We start from the raw sequence: 21,613 nt of genomic DNA, 5'->3' as shown, positions 1-21,613 counted from the left end.
CCAGGGGAGGGAGCGGTAAGGATTACTCCACGGTCAGCAGAAGCTGGCCGATGTCTACGGCGTTTCCTTCCTGGATCATGATCCGGCTGACGACTCCGTCCTTTTCGGCGAAGATCTCGTTCTCCATCTTCATCGCTTCGAGGATGAGAAGCAGATCGCCTGCCTGTACCGCCTGCCCCTGCTCTACCTCGATCTTCCAGACGTTGCCGGCCAAAGGCGCCATGACACCTCCCTCGGCGGGGCCGGCGGCAGCGGCCGTGGCGGCCGGAGCGCAAGCGCAGGCTGCGGCATCGCCCTCGCCGGCGATGGTGACGAGCGCGGCGCCAATGTCGACGGCAGTACCTTCCTCGATGTGGATGGTGCTCACCACGCCGTCACGGTCGGCGAAGATCTCGTTCTCCATCTTCATGGCTTCGAGGATGAGGAGCAGATCGCCTTCCTGCACCTGCTGACCCGGCTCGCACTCGATCTTCCAGACGTTGCCGGCCAAGGGAGAGACGATGGTCTTGCCGGCTGCCGCTGCGGGAGCCTGCGCCGGTGCGTTGCCGCCAACTGCGGAGGCTGCGGCAGCCGCGGCTGCTGCGGCCCCGGTCGCCTTGGCGACCTGCACCACGAAGGTCTGGCCGCCGCCGGTTACGGTATAGGTGTCGCCGCCGGTGATTTCGGGCGCTGCCGCCTTCTTGGGCGCCGCGTCCTCGGCGGTGGGTACCGGCTCGAACATGCCGGGGTTGTCGCGGTGCTCCAGGAACTTGAGGCCAACCTGCTGGAACAGCGCGTAGGTGAGTACGTCCTCCACCTCGTGGTCGCCGAACTTCAGGTTCTTCTCCTTGGAGAGGCCGCGCAGCTCCTCGGTGAGCTTGTCCATCTCCGCGTTGAGGAGGTCCGCCGGGCGGCAGGTGATCGGGTCGGCGCCGGCCAGAACCTTCAGCTGCAGCTCCTTGTTGACCGGGGCCGAGGTCGCGCCGTATTCCCCTTTGAGGACGGCGGCGGTTTCCTTGGTCATCGACTTGTAGCGCTCGCCGGTCAGGACGTTGATGACCGCCTGGGTGCCGACGATCTGCGAGGTCGGGGTGACCAGCGGGATCATCCCCAGGTCCTCGCGGACTTTCGGGATCTCGGCCAAGACCAGGTCCATCTTGTGCCCCGCGTTTTGCTCCTTGAGCTGGCTCTCCATGTTGGTGAGCATGCCGCCGGGGACCTGCGCCGTGATGATGCGGGCATCTACACCCTTGAGGGAGCCTTCGAACTTCGCGTATTTCTTGCGCACAACGGTGAAGTAGTCGGCGATCTCCTGCAAAAGGACCGTGTCGAGGCCGGTCGCCTTGTCCGTGTCCGCGAAGATGGCGGCGAGCGTCTCGGTGGGCGAATGGCCGTAGGTCATGCTCATGGAGGAGATGGAGGTGTCGACGTTCTCGACCCCCGCCTCGATCGCCTTCACGTAGGCCGCGGTGGACATGCCGGTGGTGGCGTGGCACTGCATGTGGATCGGGATGGAGATCCCTTTTTTCAGCGCCTTGACCAGGTCGTAGGCGGCGTAGGGGGCCATGAGCCCAGCCATGTCCTTGATGCAGAGCGAGTGCGCCCCCATGTCCTCGATGCGCTTGGCCAGCGCCACCCATTTGGGTATGGTGTCGACCGGGCTCACCGTGTAGGAGAGCGTCCCCTGGGCGTGTTTGCCCTGTTTAATCACCGCCTTGATGGCGGTGTCGAGGTTGCGCGGGTCGTTCATGGCGTCGAAGACGCGGAAGACGTCGATGCCGTTCACCGCGGAGCGTTCCACGAACTTCTCGACCACGTCGTCCGCGTAGTGGCGGTAACCGAGGATGTTCTGCCCACGGAACAGCATCTGCTGCGGCGTGTTGGGCATCGCTTTTTTCAGCTCGCGCAGGCGCTCCCACGGGTCCTCGCCGAGGAAGCGGATGCAGGAGTCGAAGGTCGCCCCCCCCCACATCTCGATGGACCAGTAGCCGACCTGGTCCAACTTGGCGGCGATGGGAAGCATGTCGTCCAGGCGCAGGCGGGTCGCGAACAAGGACTGGTGGGCGTCCCTGAGGACGACTTCGGTTATCCCTAACGGTTTCGTTGTCTTGGCCATCTTCGTCTCCGTATATATGCGTGAAGTTAAGCTGCATGAAGTGTCTGTTTTTGGTGAACTGCAAATCCCCTTGGGGTTAAAAGGCAAATCCCCCTAAATCCCCCTTCGCAAAGGGGGACTTAAAACCTCCCCTCTTAGAAAAGGCGCCCCCCCCTTCGAGAGGGCCCTGCAAACTCCCCGCGCGAAGGCTCTTGGATAATCCCGGAAGGCCACAATGTAATTTGCCACGTGGCGCTGCCGGTGCCCCCGGGTCCCCCCCTTTGCGAAGGGGGGACAGGGGGGATTTGCCTTCAGGACTTATCCCCTGATGATCCTCGGGAGGAGCATCTGGTGCACCGGGGTGATCGACTTCGGGTTCTGGTAGTTGGCGCCGGCAAAGGCCTGGACGTACTTGCGCAGGTCGGGAAGCTGGACAATCTCGTCCACGAATCCGCTGATGGCGCAGTAGGCCGGGCGCGACTTCTCCTGGTAGTCCTGGATCATCTGGTTCATCTTGCCGATGACCGGGCCCAGGTCGTTGCCGGAATCCTGCTCTTTCACCAGGCGGCGGGCGTAGGAGGCGGCGGCCGCGGTCTCGCCGTGCATCACGTAGATCTCGGTGAGAGGGGTTCCTAGGGTGAAGGCGTTGTTGTTGTTCGCCTGCGGGCCGCACATGATGTAGTGGGCCGCGGCGGTCCCCTTCCTGAGCACGACGCACATCATGGAGAGATCGGTCTGCTCGATTGAGTAGACGAGCGACTGCCCCAGGGCCAACAGTTCGGCTTCCTCGGCGAGGTCGCCGACGTCGATGCCTGTTGTGTCCTGCATCCAGACGATGGGGAGGTTGTCGCGACCGCACAGGGTCACGAACTCGGCCTGCTTGATGAGCCCCTCGCGGTAGTGCTTGCCGCCGACCGCCGGGTAGGCGCCCTTGGCGTACTCGGGGTAGCCGGGGAAGACACCCTGGCGGTTGCCGATGAAGGCGACCGGGAAGCCGTCGACCTTGGCGATGCCGGCGTAGACCTCGCGGCCGTAGTCGGGGCGGTATTCCATGAATTCGCTGTTGTCGGTAAGGCGCGCCAGGATCTGGATTGCGTCGTAGGGGCGCTTCTGGTTCGCCGGGAGGATCATGTTGAGATCCTCGACCGGGAAGCGCGGGGGAACGGGAGCGGCGACTCGGAACATGGCGGGGTCGTAGGCGGGCATCATGCGCATGTAATCCTTGATGCCGTCGAGAACACCGGTCTCCGTGTCGTGGACCTCGCGGAAGTAGGCGGTCTGGTCGAAATGGGTCTCGACACGGCCGGGATCTTTCGCCTTGAAGTTGCGGGTGGCGTCGATGAGGGCCTGCGCGGCCTCGACGTCGATGTGCCCCTTGGGGTTCATGCCGCCGACGATGCCGGCTCCGCCTACCGCGATGTTGGCGCCGTCATGGGCGAGGAGGATGGTCGGGCTGATCCCCTGGTAGCCGCCGCCGGCGGGGTTGGTGCCGTAGATGCCGTTCAAGATGGGGATGCCGAGATGGTTCAGGTCGGCGTGGCGGTAGAAGGGAGCGCCGCTGGAGCGGCGGCCGGCGTAGACGGTTTCCTGCTCCATGAGCTTCACGCCGGAACAGTTGGTGAGCCAGACCAGCGGGACGTTGAGGCGCTTGGCCATGTCGGTGACCATGAGAATGTTCTCCGACTGCCCTGCGATCCAGGCACCGGCCATGACCTTGTTGTCGAAGCCGATGACGACCGCCCATCTACCTTCGATGCGCCCTATGCCGTTGACGACGCCGGTGCACCCTTCCTCGTTCTCCTTGGGGTTGTAGAGCGTATGCAGGGGTGCCCAGGTCCCGGCGTCCACCAGGTAATCGAGGCGGTCGTAGATGGTCATGCCGCCGCGCTCGTGGACCTTCTTGGCGGGGATGCCGGCGTTTTTGACCCGCTCGGTCTCCTTTTCGATCAGCTGCACCTGCTCCTTGACGAGTTCGACGTTTTCCTGCGAACGTTTCACTTCCGCATCGCTCAGCGCCTTGCCGATGTCCGCCATCTTCTCGAAATACGGGCGCAGCGGTGTTTGCTTTCGTGCCATAGTGGGTTCCTTTTCATTAAATGGGATTAGACACTCGACAGCCAAGGCTTCGCATATGGCTTCACACGCTGCACCAGGCAGTCACTTCGGTCATTGCTCCTCCACCCGGAGGGGGGAGGTTGGGAGGGGGAGGGGGTGAGGGTATCACTGGGGCACCTCCCTCACCCGCCCTTCGGGCACCCTCTCCCAGAGGGAGAGGGTTTCTTCAGGCAGCTTCTCGCTTCATAACCACCCTCTCGCTTCACAATCCCCTCTCCCTTTGGGAGAGGGTCAGGGTGAGGGAAGGTTCATGCTGAGGGCGTTTCCCCCTAGCGGTTCACCGCGTCGCCCAGGGCGAAGCCGGCGATGATGGTCTTCTGGATGTTGCTGGTCCCTTCCACGGTCCTAAGCGACATCGAGTCGCGCAGCCAGCGCTCGGCCGGGTACTCTGTGGAGAAGCCGTAGCTCCCGAAGATCTTCATGGTTTCGGTGGCCGCGTGTACCGCCGCCTCGGAGGCGAACAGCTTCGCCATGGAGGTCTGGTACTGGTTGGGAAGCCCCTGGTCCTTGAGCCAGGCCGCCTGGTAGACCAGAAGGCGCGCCGCTTCGTGCTCGGCCACCATCTCGGCGATGGAAGCCTGGATCATCTGGTACGAGCCGATCTTCTTGCCGAACTGGGTCCTCTCGTTGGCGTAGCCGATGGCGGCCTCGATGGCGCCGGCGCCGATGCCGAGCGCGCCCGCGGCACAGCTGATACGGGTGTTGTTCAGCTGCCACATGCAGATCTGGAAGCCCTGCCCCACCTCGCCCAGGACCGAGTCTTTGGGGATCTTCGCCTGGTTGAATGAGATCTCGCCGGTAGGCGCGCAGTGAAGGCCCACTTTGGACTCGATGGCGGCGGTGATGATCCCCTCGTTACCCTTGAGGTTGATGACGAAGCAGGTCATCCCCTTGTGCTTGGCGGCGCGGTCGGTGACGGCGTAGAGAAGGCCCCAGTCGCCTACGTGGGCGTTGGAGATCCACATCTTCTGGCCGTTGATCTCCCAGTGGTCGCCGCGGTCGGTGGCGGTGGTCCCCATGCTCACTACGTCGGAGCCGGAGTTGGGCTCGGTGATGGCGAAGAAGCCGAAGGATTCGGCGCTCACCCAGTCGGGGATGAAACGCTCTTTCTGCTCCTTGGTGCCGAACTTGTTGACCGTGAGGGAGGGGCCTATGTTCTGCATGTTCAGCGGCAGCCTTGAGGAGCCGCTCACGGTGGCGAGCTGTTCGGCAAGGATGACCGACTCCAAAAAGCCGCAGCCGTTGCCGCCGTATTCCTCAGGAAGGGCGCAGCCGAAAAAGCCCAGACCGGCCATCTTCTTGACCAGTTCGGGGCGGAAGGTGTGGTTGATCTCGTCTTCCTTGAGCGTAGGCAGGATCTCTTTCTGCGCGAAATCCCTCGCCATATCCTGCATCATCTTTTGTTCATCCGTCAGCCCGAACCTCATTGGCCACCTCCTCAGTTATTGTGTTTCGCAAATGCCGTTTTGTAATTTAGTACTAGAATACCAATTTGCTGTCAAGCACTAAATGGTAGTGGAGTACCGATTTATGGAACCAGGTTCTAATCGTGGGGTAAATGGCCGTAGCAGGAGAAAAGGCCCAGAGGTAGTCCCCGGGCCTTTTCAGCAGGTTTCCTCCCGCGGGAGGGGGGAGACTCTTTGTCCCCCTCCCTTGACGGGAGGGGGTCAGGGGGTGGGTGAAGTTGCCATCAACTGAGCTACTGGCACCCTCCCCCCCACCCTGACCCTCCCCCGCAAGGGGGGGAGGGAGGGTTCAGGCTGAGGTATCCACCAGGGCCAGTTGTGCTAGCCGCCGCAGCAGCCGGAGGCGGAGCAGGAACATCCGCCCTCTTCTTCCGGCTGCGCGGGTAAGAGCGCCTCGGTCAGCACGTAGGCCGCCTGGAGCGCGGAGGTGGGGCAAAGCGGGAAACATTCCTTGCAGTCCCAGCACTCCTTGGCCGCTACCTCGGGGATGAAGCTGATCTCGCGCCTGGGGCCTCGGTCCATGTACCCTATGGCGTTTTTCTTCTTCACCTCGGCGCAGTACCTCACACAAAGCCCGCACAGGATGCAGAAGCTCGGATCCTTGTCGAATCGGTCCTTGTCAGCACCGTACTCCTTGGCTAGCTCGATAAGCTGCGGGGCATCGGGGGCGTGGGCCATCATCTGCTCCACCAGCACCTTGCGTATCGCGTAGAGTTTCTCGGTGCTGGTCTGTACCACCATGCCGTTTTCCACCGGGTAGAGGCAGCCGGCGACGAGAGTCTTCCTGCCGTTGCTCTCCGCCTCGACGGTGCAGATGCGGCAGGCGCCGTACGGCTCGAGCTTCTCGTGGTGACATAGGGTGGGGATGTGGATCCCTACCGTGTTTGCCGCCTCAACTATGGTCATCCCCTCCTGGGCCTTGACCTCTTTTCCATCTATCTGCAGGACGATTTCGCTCATGATCTGTTCCTTTTAGCGCTGCCACAGATTCCCTCACCCCGGCCCTCTCCCAGAGGGAGAGGGAGAGTCGGGAAAGAGTGAGAGACTCTATCGTTGTCGTTAAGCTATGGCCCTTGCCGATTGAGGGGGCGGTTCCGGCACCGGCACGCCGGAGAGCTTGCTTATCGCATGGAACGCCGCCGGGCAGGCTTCGATACAGGTGCCGCACTTGGTGCACTTCTCCTGGTCGATGACGTGGATGGTCTTCTTGCCACCCTCGATGGCGGTGGCGGGGCATTTCCTGAGACAGCTGCCGCACCCTTTGCACTTCGCCGGGTCGATGTGGAAGGCGATCAGCTCTTTGCAGGAAAGCGCCGGGCACCTCTTCTCCTTGATGTGGGCCTCGTACTCGTGACGGAAGTACTTGAGCGTGGAGAGGACCGGGTTCGGAGCGGTCTTGCCAAGGGCGCAAAGTGCCGCACCCTGGGTCGCCATGGCCATGTTCTCCAGGAGTTCGATGTCCCCTTCCTTACCCTTCCCTTGAGTGATGGCGGTCATCACCTTGAGCATCTGGCGGATACCCTCGCGGCAGGGTACGCACTTGCCGCAGGACTCGTCGCTCAAAAACTCCAGGAAGTACCGGGCGATGTCGACGAGACAGGTGTCCTCGTCCATGACGATCATGCCGCCGGAACCCATCATGGCGCCCATCTTCATCAGCTCGTCGAAGTCGACCTTGACGTCGAGGTATTCCTCGGGAATGCAGCCGCCGGAAGGGCCGCCGGTCTGCACCGCCTTGAACTTCTTGCCGTTGGGGACCCCGCCGCCGATCTTGAAGATGATGTCCCTGAGCGGCATCCCCATGGGGACCTCGACGAGGCCGGTGTTGTTCACCTTCCCTACCAGGGAGAAGATCTTGGTCCCCTTGCTGCTCTCGGTCCCGATGGAGCTGAAGTAATCGGCCCCCTTGTTGATGATCACCGGGATATTGGCCCAGGTCTCGACGTTGTTGATGTTGGTCGGCTTGCCCCAGAGGCCGCGGACTGCCGGGAAAGGGGGCCTCGGCTTGGGCTCGCCGGGCTTTCCTTCCAGCGACTGCAGGAGTGAGGTCTCCTCGCCGCAGATGAACGCCCCCGCACCCCGGTGCACCTTGACGGTGAAGTCGAACCCGGAGCCGAGGATGTTTTTCCCCAGGAAGCCGTGTTCCTCCGCCTTTTTTATGGCGACGGTCAGGTTGTCTACGGCGAGCGGGTATTCCTGCCGGACGTAGATGTAACCCTCACTCGCGCCGATGGCGTAGGCGCCGATCAGGAGCCCTTCGAGCACGGTGAAGGGGTTACCCTCCATGAGGGAGCGGTCCATGTAGGCACCCGGGTCCCCCTCGTCGCAGTTGACCACGACGTACTTTTGGTCCCCCGGCGCGTTGCGCGCGAACTCCCATTTGGTCCCCGAGGGGAAGCCGGCGCCGCCGCGTCCCCTGAGCTTCGCCCCCTTGACCTCGCCGATCACCTCTTCCGGTGTCATCTGCAGCAGCGCCTTGGCCATGGCCTGGTAGCCGCCGACGGCCAGGTAATCCTCCAGACTCTTCGGGTCGATCTTGGTGTTGAGACCTAGGATGAGGCGCTGCTGGTTCTTGTAGAAGGGGATGTCGTGCTCGTGGCTCGACTTGTCGCCGGTGTTCGGGTCGACGTAGAGCAGCCGCTCAACCAGCTTCTTCTCCTTGAAGGTATGGGAGACGATCTCGCAGACGTCCTCCGGCTTGACCTTCAGGTAGCTGATCCCTTCCGGGTAGACCACCACGATGGGGCCCTGCTCGCAGAAGCCGTGGCAGCCGGTCCTTCTGATATCGACCTGATCCTTGAGCCCGTGGCTCTCCAACTCGGCCAGGATCGCGTCGGCGACCTTCTCGCTCCCCGTGGCGTGGCAGGCGCTGCCGGAGCAGAGCGTGATGCAGGGCTTCTTGTCATCCCTTTTGGCCAGGATGGCTTTCCTGAATGCTTCCAATTCTGCGGGCGATTTTATCCTTGGCATAAGAGATCCCTTACTCGTAGTTTTTCAGCACTTCGGCCGACTGCGCAGGCGCCACGTTGCCATGATACTCGCCGTCGATGACCATGACCGGCCCCAGCGCGCAGCATCCCAGGCAGTTCACGGTTTCGAGGCTGAACTTGAGGTCCGCGTCGGTCTCGCCGGCCTTGATCCCGATCGCGTCGGAGATGGTGTCCAGGACCCTCTGCGCGCCACGGACGTGGCAGGCGGTGCCCATGCAGACATGGATCTGGTGGCGCCCCTTGGGGACCTGGCTGAAGGCCTTGTAGAAGGTGGTGATGTGCTGGATCCGGCTCATCGGCACGTCCAGCCTCTCGCCGACGCGGTCCAGGGCCTGTTTCGGGAGCCAGTTGTGCTCGCTCTGGATGTCCAAAAGGATCTGGATCAGCGAGCTCTGCTCGGCGTTATGCTTGTCTATGATGTTGTCTATCTTCGAGATATCCATGCACATGGTGGCCGTCCTTCTTATAGGGGTTAGCTTTTCCTCTACCAAAATCCTTCAGCTCTCGGGGCTGGGTTGCAGGGAGGGGGACAGGCACCTTCGGAGCCAGTCCCCTAAGGAGCCAGTCCCCTTCCCCGTTCTCGCCTAAGCCAGCGCGTACGCGTTCAACCCCTCGTCGTACTTGACCAGCCCTTTCCTGCTCGATGACTTGATGTGCCTGTTGACGTCGGCCGCGGTGAGATTCAGCGCCGAGGCGATCTCGGCTGTTGAGAGCGGCTTATCCTTCAAAAGGAGCGTCATCTGGCTCACGGCCAGGTTGTCCGTCACCAGGTTGTTAAAGAGCGACTCCAGCTCCGCGGAGGCGAAATAGGCATCGTACTCCTCCTCGGTCTTGAAGCGCTGCCTGATCCTCTCCCTCTCCACCAGTTTCACGTAGGGGACCAGGTTGTAAGCCGCTTCCATCCTGAGCTTTAGGGAACGCTCGTCGATCCCCTCCCCCTTGCCCAGCGCACCCAATTCCTTGAGCCTCTTGCCGAATTCGTTCATCACCTCGGCGTAGCGCATCCCCTCGGAGGCCGAAATCCACTCAAGCCTCAGGCGGTCGGGGTTGATGCCGATCTTCTCCAGCATCTTCTTGGCGATATGCACGTTCTTCAGTACGTCGTAGTTACCCTCGGTTACGTAGTGGCATTCGCCGGGCCAGCATCCCCCGATGAACACCCCGTCGGCGCCTTGTTTGAACGCCCTGAGGATGAAAGCCAGGTCCACCCTGCCGGTGCACATTACCCTGATGATCTTTGTCTCTGTCGTATATTGCAGTCTGGAAACTCCAGCCAGGTCGGCAGCGCCGTACGCTCACCAAGTGCACAGGAAACCGACGACCCTGGGCTTATGTTCTATTCCGGTTGTCATTGTCTACCTCCTTTCCAGGCATCTCTCCTGGTTTTGTTTAGTGAAGCGCTGCGTCGATCTGGGCGAATATGGCGTCATCGGTGTAGTGCTTCAGGTAGATCGCCTGGGTCGGGCACTTGGCGTTGCACAGGCCGTCCCCTTTGCAAAGGATCGGTTCCACATGGGCCTTTTTCCCCTTGGGGGTGTCCACGAAGCTGATCGCCCCGTACTTGCAGGCGGTGATGCAGGCCCCGCAGGATACGCAGTTGTTCTCGTTGACGTCGCAGACCGAACCGGAGGCGGTGACCGTTTCCCTGGAGAGGATCCCCACCGCGCGCCCCGCGGCCCCCAGGGCCTGGCTGATGGTCTCGGTCAGGTGCTTCGGGTAGTGGGCCGTGCCGCAGAGGAAGACGCCGTCCGCGCTGAAGTCCACCGGCCTCAGTTTCACGTGGGCCTCCTGAAAGAAGCCGTCCGGGTTGTTGGAGACCTTGAAGAGTTTCCCCGCCTCCTGGCTTGCCTCGGACGGTATCACCGCCGCGGCGAGCACCACGAGGTCCGCCTCAAGCTCCATCACCTGCCCCAAGACCGGGTCGGGCACGGTGACCTTGAAGCCCGCCCCTAGCGCCTCGACCACCGGCTTTTTGTCAGCCTCGTAGCGGATGAACTTCACGTTCTGGTTCGCCGCCTCGCGGTAGTAGACCTCTTTCAGGCCGTAGGTGCGAATGTCGCGGAAGATGATCTGGACCTCGATCTCGGGGTTGATCTTCTTCAGCTTCAGGGCGTTCTTGATGGCCTGGCTGCAGCAGACCCGGCTGCAGTAGTTTCGGTCGGTCTGCCGGCACCCGACGCACTGGATCATCACCACGCTTTGGGCCGCCTTCACCCTTTCACTCTCCGCGACGATCTCCCCTTCCAGCTCCAACTGGGTGAGGACGTTCTCGTTCTCGCCGTAGAGGTACTCGGTCGGCTTGTATTCGGCCGCGCCGGTGGCGAGAAGCGATACCCCGTGCTTCACCTCGCGCACCCTCCCCTGGCTCTCCACTTGGGTCGTGAAGTTGCCCACGTAACCCGTGACGTCCAGGATGGTGGAGTCGGTCCAGACGTGGATCGACGGGTGGCGGTACACCTTCTTGACCAGATCCTCCAGGAAGGGCTGGATCTCGGTCCCCTCCAGGGTGTAGTGGAGCCTTCTCGCCAAACCGCCCAGGTCGTCGTCCTTCTCGACGAGATAGATCTCGAAGCCCTGCTCCGCCATGTTGAGCGCGGCGGTCATGCCGGCGACGCCCCCCCCCACGACGAGTGCCGTGTGGTCCACCGGGAGCTGGAATTCCTGCAAGGGCTCCAGGTGCGCGGCGCGTGCTACCGCCATCCTGACGATTTCCTTCGCCTTTTCGGTCGCGTTCTCCTTCTCGCGGGAGTGTACCCAGGAGCAGTGCTCGCGGATGTTGGCGAACTCGAAGAAGTACTGGTTCAGCCCCGCCTCGCGGCAGGTGTCCCTGAAGAGCGGTTCGTGGGTCCTAGGGGTGCAGGCCGCCAGCACCACGCGGTTCAAGCCCTTGGCCACGATGGCGTCGGAGATCTGCTTCGCGTTTTCGGTGGAACAGGCGAAGAGGTTCTCGCCGGCCCAGGAGACGTTCGGGAGCGTCGCCGCGTACTCGATCACCTCGGGGATGTTGACCACGCGGCCGATGTTGGCGCCGCAGTAGCAGACGACCACCCCGATCTTCAGCTCCTCCTTGGAGACGTCCTTCTCGTCGGGGTAGACCCTCTCCCGCTCCAGCTTGTGGCGCCGGTAGGAGAGTAGCTCTCCGCAGAGCGCGTCGGCGCCGCTGGCGGTCAGGACCGATTCGGGGATGTCCAAGGGGCCCTGGAAGGCGCCGGAGACGAAGATCCCTTTCTTCGAGGTCTCGATCGGGTTGTACGGGTTGTTCTTGCAGAACTTCTGGTCGGTCAGCTCGATGCCGAACTTCGTGGCCAGCGCCTCCACGTCCTTCGGGGGGTTGAGGCCCACCGAGAGGACCACCATGTCGAATTCCTCCTCCTTGACCCCCTGGTCGACGGTGGAGTAGCGGATGGTGACGTTCTTCGAACTCTCGATCTCCCTCCCCACCGTGACGTAGCTCCTGATGAAGCGCACGTCGGGGAGCTTCTCGGCCCTCTGGTGGAACCTCTCGAAGTCCTTGCCGTAAGCGCGGACGTCGTTGTGGAAGATGGTGGCCTCAAGGCTCGGGCTGTGGTCCTTGGCGAGGATCACCTGCTTCTGCGAGTAGGCGCAGCAGACGGCCGAGCAGTAGTTGTTGCCGCCGGGGATCACCTGGCGCGACCCCACGCACTGGATCCAGGCGATCTTGTGCGGGTGCTTCTTGTCGGAGGGGCGCAGCACCTCTCCCTCGTAGGGGCCGGTGGCGCAGAGGATGCGCTCGAAGTCGAGGCTCGTCACCACGTTCTGCATCTTGCCGTAGCCGAAGTCGTTTCTGAGCTTCGGGTCGAAGGTGGAGTAGCCCGGGGAGAGGATGATGGCGCCAACCTCGATCTGGAAGGTCTCCGGCTTCTGGTGCAGGTCGATCGCGTTGGTCTTGCAGGCGCCGACGCAGATCTGGCACTTCCCTTCCTTCAGGTAGAGACAGGTCTCCGGGTCGACGTAGGTGACCAGCGGCACCGCCTGGGAGAAGTAGATGTGGACCGCCTTGTTCTCGGAGAGGTTCTGGTTGAACGGGTCCGGGATCTTGACCGGGCAGTAGTCCACGCAGATGTTGCACCCGGTGCACTTCTCCTCGGAGATGTACCTCGGCTTCTTGGTGAGGGTCACCTTGAAGTCGCCCGCCTCCCCTTCCACCCGATCCACCTCGGTGTAGGTGATGATCTCGATGTTCGGGTTTCGGGAGCACTCGATGAACTTCGGGCTCTCGATGCACATGGAACAGTCGTTGGTGGGGAAGGTCTTGTCCAGCTGGGACATCTTCCCTCCCAGGGCGGGAGACTTGTCCACCAGGAAGACCCTGAACCCGGAATTGGCGAGATCCAGCGCGGCCTGAATACCGCTGATCCCTCCACCGACAATGAGTACGTCACCAATATTTCTCTCTGCGGTATTCATAGAAGTTTTCCTTCAACTAGAGTTCGTTGGATGCAAGTGACGGTGGTCAGATCACCTCGGCGATGATCTCGGTCAGATCCTTCACCTCCACCTTCTCGTCGTCGGCCAGGTCTAGGCTCGAGTCGGTGAAGTTGGTGATGCAGTAGGGGCAGGAGGTGGCGAGCACCTCGGCCCCGGCGTTTACCGCCTGCCTGAGCCTGAGGTCGGCGAAGCGCTCCTCCTTCGGGGTCTCCATCCAGATCCTGCCGCCGCCACCGCCGCAGCAAAGGGCGGATTCGCGGTTGTCGGCCATCTCGGTGAATTGGAGGCCCGGCACCTTTTTCAGCACGTTCCTCGGTTCGTCGTAGACGCCGTTGTGACGCCCCAAGTAGCAGGGGTCGTGATAGGTGACCTTCTTGGCGAATTCCCCCTTGATGGTGAGCCTCCCCTCGTTGATGAGCTGCTCGATCAGCTGGGAGATGAAGACCACCTCGAAGTTCACCATGAACTCGGGGTACTCGTTCTTGAAGGTGTGGTAGCAATGCGGCGAGGAGACGATCACCTTCTTGACGCCGTTGTCGATGAAGTTCCTGATGTTCTCCTTGGCGAGTTTCTTGAAAAGCTCCTCGTTGCCGGTCTTCCGGATGCTTTCCCCGCAGCAGGTTTCCTTGTTGCCGAGGATCCCGAACTTCACCCCCGCCTTGTTGAGGATGGTCGCGGTGGCCTGGGCCACCTTCCTCATCCTGGGGTCATAGCTTAGGTAGCAGCCGGTGAAGTAGAGGGCTTCCATCCCCTCCTCGTACTGCTTCACCGGGAGCTCCTTGGCCCAGTCGCCCCTTTTGGCGCGCTCGCCGCCAATGGAGTTGCCCTCGCTGGTCAGGCTCGCCACCACGTTCCGGATGGTGCTTACGTGGCCGGGGTAGACGTCGTATTCCGCCCCCATCGTCCTCAGGGCGATTCCCGCCTCGATCTGGTTCACACCCCTGGGACAGCGGCTGGGACAGGTGCCGCAGGTGCTGCAGCGCCAGATCTCTTCCTGCTCGATCTCGGTGAGGCCGAAGACCCCCTGCCTGACCACCTTGCGCATGCTGAACTGCCGTACCCGGTTCCAGGGGCAGACCGAGTCGCAAAGACCGCACTGGTAGCAGTATTTGAGCGAATCGCCGCCCTTTTCCTTGATGACATCGATTATCTCTTTGAATGGAGTCACGGTTTCCACGATAGCACCCGTCCTTTGTTGTTAGCGTCGTTAGCCTTTGGTGATCTGGCCCACCGTATCGAGGAGCTTCTCGGTCCCGAACCTCTTCATCAGTGACTGGAGACCGATCTCCAGCTCCTGGTTCTTCATGTCGTCGGCCGGTTCCTCGATCTCGCGCTCGGTCACCGACAGGGCACCGACCAGGCACCACTTGACGCAGAGCGGTTCCGGCTCGCCGTCGCAGAGGTCGCATTTAAGCGGCAGGCCTGAGTCCGGCTCACGGAAGAGGTCGCGCGAGGGGCAGGAGGTGCGGCAGAAGCCGCACTCGTCGTACTCCTTGCCGTCGATGATGAACTTGTCACGCCCCATGCACTCGCTTTCGGTGTAGTCACCGGCGTAGAGCGGGATGTAGATGTCGCGAAGCGGGTCGCGCACCACGCGGACCCTGGAGCGGGCCGGGTTGTTGCTGCTGTAGGGGGGCATGGCGTGGAAGGAGGAGCAGATGACCTCGCAGGCCCGGCAGCCGTTGCACTTGTCGGCGTCGATGTTTATCGTTTTGATGGTTCTTTTCTTGGTCTCACTCACGGCTGTACCCCTCCACTTAAAAGTGTCTCCTGCGTGGCCGCGGCGGTTACGGCCGGCTTGCCGTCATAGACGCCGGTCTTCTCGAACTCCCTCGCCACGTAGCCAAGCCCCAGCTCCTCCAGGGTCTCCTTGGTCGGGATGCCGTCGTCGTTCCACCCCTTGAGCTTGTAGTAGGAATCGAGAAGATCCTTCTCCAGTTCCGGGAACCGGTTCTTCCAGTGGTTCGCCGGCGGCTGCTCGTCGACCCTTCTCATGCCGCGGCGGATGTTGATGGCACGCACCAGGGTACGGTAGCGCTTGGCGGCCTTGGTGAGCTTGTCCTTGTCCATCTCGATGCCGGCGCCGGCGGAGATGAATTTCGGGTAGTTGTGGATGTGGTACGGCGGCTTCAGCGGGAAGGAGGAAAGCCCCGCGCACTGCCCCAGCGCGTCGTCGATGTAGTGCATCATCTCCTGCCAGTCCACGATGTCGCAGCACATGTCGACCGTCGGGAAGTTGGGCATCGACTTCTCGCCGCGCGGCTCCCACTGCAGGAAGATGTCCTTGAACTTGTCGTCGGGAACCTGGACCCAGTCCTTCACGAACTCCTCGCGCTGCTCCACTTTCGGGTACGGCGCCTGCGGGAACTGCCCCTCGATCTGGGTGATGTTGATCTTCTCCCCGGTGCAGTACATCAGGTAGTAGATGGGGTTCAGCATGGAGAGCTTCAAGGGGAGCTGCTCGTGCTTCTTGATGTTGTTGTGGGCGTACTCCTCGGCGCCGTTGCCGATCTTCTTCGCGGCCCAGTAGGTCCCCTCGGCCAGGATGTCGCCGATCCCCTGGCGGTTCACGATCAGGTCCAGGAGGTAGAAGAACTTCGCGTCGTTCTCATCGGGCATGCCGGGGAAGTCGCTCTGCTTCAGTATCCCCTTCTCCAAAAGCTCCATCGCGAAGGCCATCACCTGCGGGGTCGAGAAGCCGTCCAGGCCGTACTCGGTCGCCTTCTGCGCCATCCTCAGGCCAAAGTCGAGGTCGGAGAAGGCCGCCATGGTGTAGGTGAGCTTGGTGAAGCACTTCATCATGTAGGTGGGGAGCCCCTCCATGGAGATGGTGGCGCCGCACTTCATGGGACAGTTGAAGCAGCTGATGAGGCGGGTCCTCGCCTTATCCATGGTCTCTTCCCAGGCGTGGCTCACCTCGTCGGTCCAGAAGTCCTTGCGGCGGGTACGGGCGTTGCCCCAGTTGAAGTTCTCGGTGTGCCACTTCTCGTCGTGGACCTTCATCTCCTGCGGGCTCCCGAGCCCGGCCAGGATGGGCATCACGTCGGGGATCGGGTTGTCCTCGCGGTGCTTGATGTAGTCGAGCACCTCGCCGCAGAGGTTGTTGAACTCCTCGGGCTTGGCGACGCAGAGGTCCTTGGTGCCGCGAACGACCACAGCCTTGACCCCCTTGTCCCCCATCACCGCGCCGATGCCGCCGCGGGAGGCGGAGGATCTGCCCTGCTCGATGGAGGCGTAGAAGACCCGGTTCTCGCCGGCGAGGCCAATGGCGGCCACCTGGGCTCTCGGCTCGTTCAGCTCCTTCTTGATGAGCTCGGCGGTCTCGATGGCCCCCTTCCCTTTCAGGTGGGAGGCGTCGCGGATCTCGACCTTGTCGTTGTTGATGTAGAGATAGACGAGCTTCGGCGACTTGCCGCGCAGGACCACCTTGTCGTAACCCGCGTACTTCAACTCCGGAGCCCAGAACCCGCCCATCATCGAGAAGGCCATGAGCTTCGTCTGCGGGGAGATGGTGGAGACTATGGTGCGGTTGCACCCGGTGGCCGGCGTTCCGCACAGAAGGCCGGCGGCGAAAATGAGAAGGTTTTCCGGAGAAAAGGCGTCGACGTCAGCCGGGACCCGGTCCCACAGCAGCTTGGCGTTGGTTCCCAGGCCGCCCAAGTAAAGCTCGGTGTCCTTGGGATCGGTAGCCACCCTCTCGATGTTCCCCTTGGTCAGGTCGACTTCCAGCACGTATCCTGTCTCTGCATACCTCATATAGTTACCCCTTGGTTGCTAACCTTGAGTTCCGGCTCCGACGATCAGGACCGATGCCAGTTCTGGCATAAAAGTACTTTTTTACCATTTTAAGGCGTGCCGCGGAGCGCTCGCGCACCTGCCGCGGCACATCTTGATCCGCCTACCCCTACGCTCCCGGCATCAGGCTGTCCACGAGCTCCTCGGTCCAGGGGGTACCGACGGCCAACCCCTGGCGCAGCTTCACGAATTCGATCTCGCGGCCGGTCTCCTTGGTCCCCTCGTTGAAGGCCCTGAAGCCGGTGCGCGCCTCGTTCATCATGTTGAGCGCGAGCCATGCCCTGGAGTTTTCCTTGTTGGCGTTCCAGGCGTCCAGCTTCGGCTTCCTCAACTCCTCGAGGCTCTTGGTCATGCACTCGGGGAAGGTGTCGATCAGCTTCGCGCAGAGTTCATCCACCTTCTGGTCCAGCATGGAGAGGTCGATCTCCCCTTCCTTGATAAGGGCCTGCCCTTCCTTGAACTGGGCGCCGGTCCTGAACTCGCCGTGGATGACACGGCCGTACTCGTCCAGGAACTTGTCGGTGACGACCGTCGGATTGGCGACGAACTTGCCGTCGATCTTAAGCGCCGGAACCACGTCTGCGATGATGCCCAGACGCGCCGCCTTGTGCGCCGAGAACGGCTCGCACAGCGTGCCGGAGACCATGGCCTGCTCGCAGCCGATCATGACCGGGAGGAAGTCGGTAGCGCCGCCGATGGCAGCGGAACCGTGCTTGGGACCGGCCTGGCCGAAGTTGGCCAAGTCGTGCGCGACGCTGAAGTCGCAGGCCATGCCGATCTCCTGGCCGCCGCCAATCCTCATCCCGTTCACCCTGCAGACGACCGGCTTGTCGCACCCGAGGATGGCGGAAACCATGTCGTTGAAGAGCCGCATGTACTGGCGGTACTCCTGCGGGTTCCCCGCGTAGTACTCCGCGTACTCCTTGGTGTTGCCGCCGGTGCAGAAAGCCTTCTCCCCCACGCCGGTGAAGACCACGGCGTTGACCTCGCGGTCGACGGAAGCGCGGCGAAAGGCCAGGATGGTCGCCTTCACCATGTCGGTGGTATAGGAGTTGAACTGCTTGGGGTTGTTGAAGATGATCCAGGCGTTGTACAGCCCCTGCACCACGCTGCCGTCCTTTCTCTTCGCGGGACGCTTCTCGTACTTCACCATCCCGTCGCAAAGGCTCTCCACGTCGCGGTCGATCAGGTTGTGATCGATCAGATGGGACGGTGCGGTTCTCTTGATGATCTCGTCGGTAGTTGCCACGGCTTCCCCCTTGACTTCTTTTTATGGTTTGAGTTGCATGTCGAAATTTCTATTTGAGTAAATAAGTACTTTAATACCACTTTTATGTCAAGAAAAAAAACTGCTGTTTTAGGAAAATACGAAATCGTCCAGCTGCAGGTACCCCGCGTGGTCCACCACCGTACCCGGGGCGCCCTTCTCCAGGGCGCTGCGCAGCCCGGCCGGGATCTCCGTCTTTTGCAGGGTCTTGGCGTCGACCAGGACCCTTACCGTCTCGGCCGAGGCGATCACCGCCTCGTTTCCGGCGCGGCGGAAGTCGGTGACGATGGTGATCGAGCTCTTCCCCATTTCCTTAACCGCCACCGATATCTCCAGGACCTCGTCGAAACGCGCCGGTGCCCTCCATTCCATGTTCTGGCTCACCACCATGAAATCGAGGTCCCCCTGCAAAAGGCCCGGCCCCGCGAGCGCCCTCAGGAATTCGATGGTAGCCACGCCCGCGTAGTTGGCGTAGTTGGCGTTGTAGACCACCTTCTGCATGTCGCATTCGTAGTAGCGGACCCTGAGATAGTATCGAAACTGTTCCATGACCACCCCGCCTTTCCCCGACCCTGGCTCAACCGGCAACCGCCCGGCTTTATATCAGAACAATGTTTCAATTATGCTAAATTAGTATCACTATGCCGAATTAGGGTCAAGAAATAAATAATGTATACGCGATATTTCCCAGCTAACGCTTGCCAACATCTTGCCTTCATGGTACTAGATTACCAATTTCCATCCCCACCGGATCGGAACCCATCCCAACAGCGGTTCAGCCGCCTCCCTTCCCCGGGAGGAGCGCCTTGAGGCGCGGCGAAATCGCGAGCGAGTCTAGACATGAGCAAGATAACCATCAGGGACGCCATCCCGAGCGACTTGGAAGCCATCATCGCCTTGGACCGGACGCCCAACGAGGACAAGACGGGGTACTGGCAGGGCATCTTCCAGCATTACGTGGTGGCCGGCCGTCCGGACCGGGTCTTTCTGGTCGCGCAGGAAGGAAAGTCCCTGCTCGGCTTCATCATCGGCGAGGTCCGCGCCTGGGAGTTCGGCTCCCCCCCCTGCGGCTGGGTGTTCGCCCTCAGGGTGTCCCATACCACCCGTGAAGGGGGGATCGGCACCAGGATGTTCACCGAGATCTGCGAGCGCCTGAAAAAGGCCGGCGTAGACACGGTGCGCACCATGGTGGACATCGACAACAAGCTCACCCTTTCCTTCTTCCGCGGCATGGGGTTGCGGACCGGGCGCTACGTCGAGCTGGAAAAACGAATCGACTGACGGCGCCACGGGCGCCTCTATTTGGAGCGAGACGATCATGAAGCTAAACAAGGCAAGCCTTTTCGCGCTTATCTCCGTCCTGGAACTGGCCAGAGACCCGGAGCGGCAGCTTTCCACCTCGGACATCGCCGACAAGTACGGCATTTCCTCGCACCACCTGGCCAAGGTGATGCGCAACCTCGTGCACCAGGGAGTGGTCCAGGCGATGCGCGGCGTAGGGGGCGGTTACCGCTTCGCCGGCAACGTCAACCGCACCACCTTGCTCGACATCATCCAGCTCTTCGAAACGCTGGAGAGCGAACTGGATCTCCCCCACTGGAACAAGGCGGCGGAGCCGGTGGTCTCCGAGCTGCACAGCGTGACCAGCGAGATCGACACCGTTACCCGCGCCATCCTCGACACCGTCACCCTGGCCACGGTGCTGAAGAACACCAGGGCCACAGGCGAAGGTGCGGCGGAGGCGAGCCCGCCGGGCAGGATCTCAAAAGCGGCTGCAGGTTGAGAGGGGCCCGCCCCCTCAACCGCTCTCATCTCCTCCTCAGTCCCCCCTCCCGCAGGTGGAGGGGGAACTGAAAGGCGCCTGCTTCCCTACCCCCCCCCTTTTCCAGCTAAATCCTATTCATCCTGCGAGCCGCTTCCATCAGCTCGCCGCGGAAGTCCGGGTGCGCCACGTTGATCAGGTTCATGGCGCGCTGCTTCGCGGTCTGCCCCCTGAGCTTAGCGACGCCGAACTCGGTCACGACGTGGTCCACGTCGTTCTTGCTGGTGGTGACGGAGGCACCCGCGGTGAGCGTCGGCACGATGCAGGAGATGGTGCCGTTTTTCGCGGTGGAGGCGGTGGTGATGAAGGCCTTGCCGCCGCGCGACCTGTTGGCGCCGCGCGCGAAGTCGGCCTGTCCGCCGGTCCCGCTCCACTGCAGGTGCCCGAAGGACTCGGAACAGCACTGCCCCAAGAGATCGACCTGGATGGTGGCGTTGATGGCGACCACGTTGTCGATGCTCCCGATCACGGCCGGGTCGTTCACGTAGTCGACCGGGTGCATCTCGATCATCGGGTTCTCGTGCATGAAGTCGAACAGGCGCTTGGTCCCGAGCGCAAAGGTCGCCAAGGCCTTGCCGCGGTGGATGGTCTTCCTGGAGTTGTTGACCGCGCCGGACAGCATCAGGTCCACGATCCCGTCGGACATGAGTTCGGTGTGGACGCCCAGGTCCTTCTTGGTCATGAGCGCGCGGGTGACCGCGTTGGGGATGCCGCCCCAGCCTAGCTGCAGACAGGAGCCGTCGGGAACCATCTCGGCGAGGTAAGCGCCGATGGCTTCCTCGATCGGTGAAATCTTGGGGATTTCCAGTTCCTTGAGCGGCTCATGGCACTCGATGATGTGGTCCACCTCGGAGATGTGGATGTGACAGTTGCCGTGGGTGCGCGGCGCGTTGGGGTTGACCTGAACCACCACCTTCTCCGCCTTCTTCACCGCCTCCATGGTGTAGCCGACCGAGAGGCTGCAGGTGAAGTAGCCGTACTCGTCCATCGGGGAGACCACGGTTCCGGCGACGTCGACCGGCCAGTACTCGCGCAGCAGCTTGGGCACTTCGTGGAAGTGGTTGGGGACGAAGTCCGCCCAACCCTTCTGCACCGCTTCGCGCGACACGTGGCTGGTGAACCACGCGTTGACCTTGATGTGCGGGGTGGAGTCCTCGGTGAAGTAGTCGGGGCAGAGATGATGCTGCTGGTTCACCACCACACCTTCGAGCTCACGCTTTCGTGCCGCGAGCGCCTTGACGAACAAGGTCGGCTCGCCTACGCCCAGTGGAAAGCAGAGGTGATCTCCCGATTTGACAATGGTGGCAGCTTCGGCAGCCGAGCAGAGTTTTTGCCGGTATTCCTGTTCGAAGTTGCTTTTTGCAAGGGCGATAGTATTCACGGGTGCTTCCTCCTGTTTGTGGTTGTTGTGTGCGGCCTTGCCTGCGGGCTGCTTCTGGAGAAGGTTAATAGCAACTTGGGTACCAAAATCCGGATTTCCTAAATGAAACAAAAACAAAATTGGCAAAGGCGCGTAAATTCAGCAAAACAATGTTCTCCTAACTGCAACTTCACCCGGTATGCAGCCAGCCCCTCCTGTAAACGATTGTTGACACCCACAGGCGACACTTATTTTCACTTCTTGTAATTTCGCTT

General features: G+C 61.7%; 16 protein-coding genes. 2 read left to right on the top strand and 14 right to left on the bottom strand.

What is annotated here, in order from left to right; genetic code table 11:
* Positions 1-22: 22 nt before the first annotated feature.
* The 13 genes from oadA to GBEM_RS07250 all read right to left on the bottom strand — a co-directional run bounded on the left by oadA (position 23) and on the right by GBEM_RS07250 (position 18,705).
* On the bottom strand, positions 23-2,095 hold the full coding sequence (gene oadA, locus GBEM_RS07310; protein ID WP_012529885.1) for a sodium-extruding oxaloacetate decarboxylase subunit alpha: 2,073 nt from the start codon (positions 2,093-2,095) through the stop codon (positions 23-25).
* 297 nt (positions 2,096-2,392) lie between these two features.
* Positions 2,393-4,150 carry a carboxyl transferase domain-containing protein gene (locus GBEM_RS07305; RefSeq protein WP_012529884.1) on the bottom strand — a complete coding sequence of 586 codons (1,758 nt, stop codon included), beginning with the start codon at positions 4,148-4,150 and terminating at the stop codon, positions 2,393-2,395.
* A gap of 308 nt (positions 4,151-4,458) precedes the next feature.
* On the bottom strand, positions 4,459-5,616 hold the full coding sequence (locus GBEM_RS07300; RefSeq protein WP_012529883.1) for an acyl-CoA dehydrogenase family protein: 1,158 nt from the start codon (positions 5,614-5,616) through the stop codon (positions 4,459-4,461).
* 360 nt (positions 5,617-5,976) lie between these two features.
* Positions 5,977-6,615 (bottom strand): 2Fe-2S iron-sulfur cluster-binding protein, encoded by a 639-nt coding sequence (locus tag GBEM_RS07295; RefSeq protein WP_012529882.1) that lies wholly within the window; start codon positions 6,613-6,615, stop codon positions 5,977-5,979.
* 99 nt (positions 6,616-6,714) lie between these two features.
* Positions 6,715-8,625, bottom strand: a complete 1,911-nt coding sequence (nuoF, locus tag GBEM_RS07290) for an NADH-quinone oxidoreductase subunit NuoF (RefSeq protein WP_012529881.1) — start codon at positions 8,623-8,625, stop codon at positions 6,715-6,717.
* A 10-nt stretch (positions 8,626-8,635) separates the two neighbouring features.
* Entirely contained in the window at positions 8,636-9,094 is a 459-nt protein-coding gene (locus tag GBEM_RS07285; RefSeq protein WP_012529880.1) for a complex I 24 kDa subunit family protein, read from the bottom strand.
* A gap of 135 nt (positions 9,095-9,229) precedes the next feature.
* Positions 9,230-9,997: a hydrogenase iron-sulfur subunit gene (locus GBEM_RS07280; protein WP_012529879.1), complete on the bottom strand. Its 768-nt coding sequence runs from the start codon at positions 9,995-9,997 to the stop codon at positions 9,230-9,232.
* A 37-nt stretch (positions 9,998-10,034) separates the two neighbouring features.
* Positions 10,035-13,073, bottom strand: a complete 3,039-nt coding sequence (locus GBEM_RS07275) for a CoB--CoM heterodisulfide reductase iron-sulfur subunit A family protein (RefSeq protein WP_012529878.1) — start codon at positions 13,071-13,073, stop codon at positions 10,035-10,037.
* Between the two features lie 46 nt (positions 13,074-13,119).
* Positions 13,120-14,271: a (Fe-S)-binding protein gene (locus tag GBEM_RS07270; protein WP_012529877.1), complete on the bottom strand. Its 1,152-nt coding sequence runs from the start codon at positions 14,269-14,271 to the stop codon at positions 13,120-13,122.
* A gap of 30 nt (positions 14,272-14,301) precedes the next feature.
* Entirely contained in the window at positions 14,302-14,835 is a 534-nt protein-coding gene (locus GBEM_RS07265; RefSeq protein WP_012529876.1) for a 4Fe-4S dicluster domain-containing protein, read from the bottom strand.
* Positions 14,832-16,850 (bottom strand): aldehyde ferredoxin oxidoreductase N-terminal domain-containing protein, encoded by a 2,019-nt coding sequence (locus GBEM_RS07260; protein ID WP_012529875.1) that lies wholly within the window; start codon positions 16,848-16,850, stop codon positions 14,832-14,834. The genes GBEM_RS07265 and GBEM_RS07260 overlap by 4 nt, the downstream gene beginning before the upstream one ends.
* A gap of 148 nt (positions 16,851-16,998) precedes the next feature.
* Entirely contained in the window at positions 16,999-18,138 is a 1,140-nt protein-coding gene (oah, locus tag GBEM_RS07255; protein WP_012529874.1) for a 6-oxocyclohex-1-ene-1-carbonyl-CoA hydratase, read from the bottom strand.
* A 108-nt stretch (positions 18,139-18,246) separates the two neighbouring features.
* Positions 18,247-18,705, bottom strand: coding sequence for an acyl-CoA thioesterase (locus tag GBEM_RS07250; protein ID WP_012529873.1), 459 nt, complete (start codon positions 18,703-18,705; stop codon positions 18,247-18,249).
* 291 nt (positions 18,706-18,996) lie between these two features.
* Between GBEM_RS07250 and GBEM_RS07245 the strand changes: the two genes are divergently transcribed.
* A complete protein-coding gene (locus GBEM_RS07245; protein WP_012529872.1) occupies positions 18,997-19,437 on the top strand; it encodes a GNAT family N-acetyltransferase in 441 nt (146 codons plus the stop codon).
* A gap of 37 nt (positions 19,438-19,474) precedes the next feature.
* Positions 19,475-19,939, top strand: coding sequence for an Rrf2 family transcriptional regulator (locus GBEM_RS07240; protein WP_012529871.1), 465 nt, complete (start codon positions 19,475-19,477; stop codon positions 19,937-19,939).
* A 106-nt stretch (positions 19,940-20,045) separates the two neighbouring features.
* On the opposite strand, the gene GBEM_RS07235 is transcribed toward GBEM_RS07240, so the two are convergent.
* Positions 20,046-21,359 (bottom strand): acetyl-CoA hydrolase/transferase family protein, encoded by a 1,314-nt coding sequence (locus tag GBEM_RS07235; RefSeq protein ID WP_012529870.1) that lies wholly within the window; start codon positions 21,357-21,359, stop codon positions 20,046-20,048.
* Positions 21,360-21,613: the final 254 nt, after the last annotated feature.

The organism is Citrifermentans bemidjiense Bem (genome assembly GCF_000020725.1).
Lineage (GTDB): Bacteria > Desulfobacterota > Desulfuromonadia > Geobacterales > Geobacteraceae > Geomonas > Geomonas bemidjiensis.
Note: the sequence above shows the minus strand (reverse complement) of the source record. Positions and strands in the feature narration are given on the sequence as shown.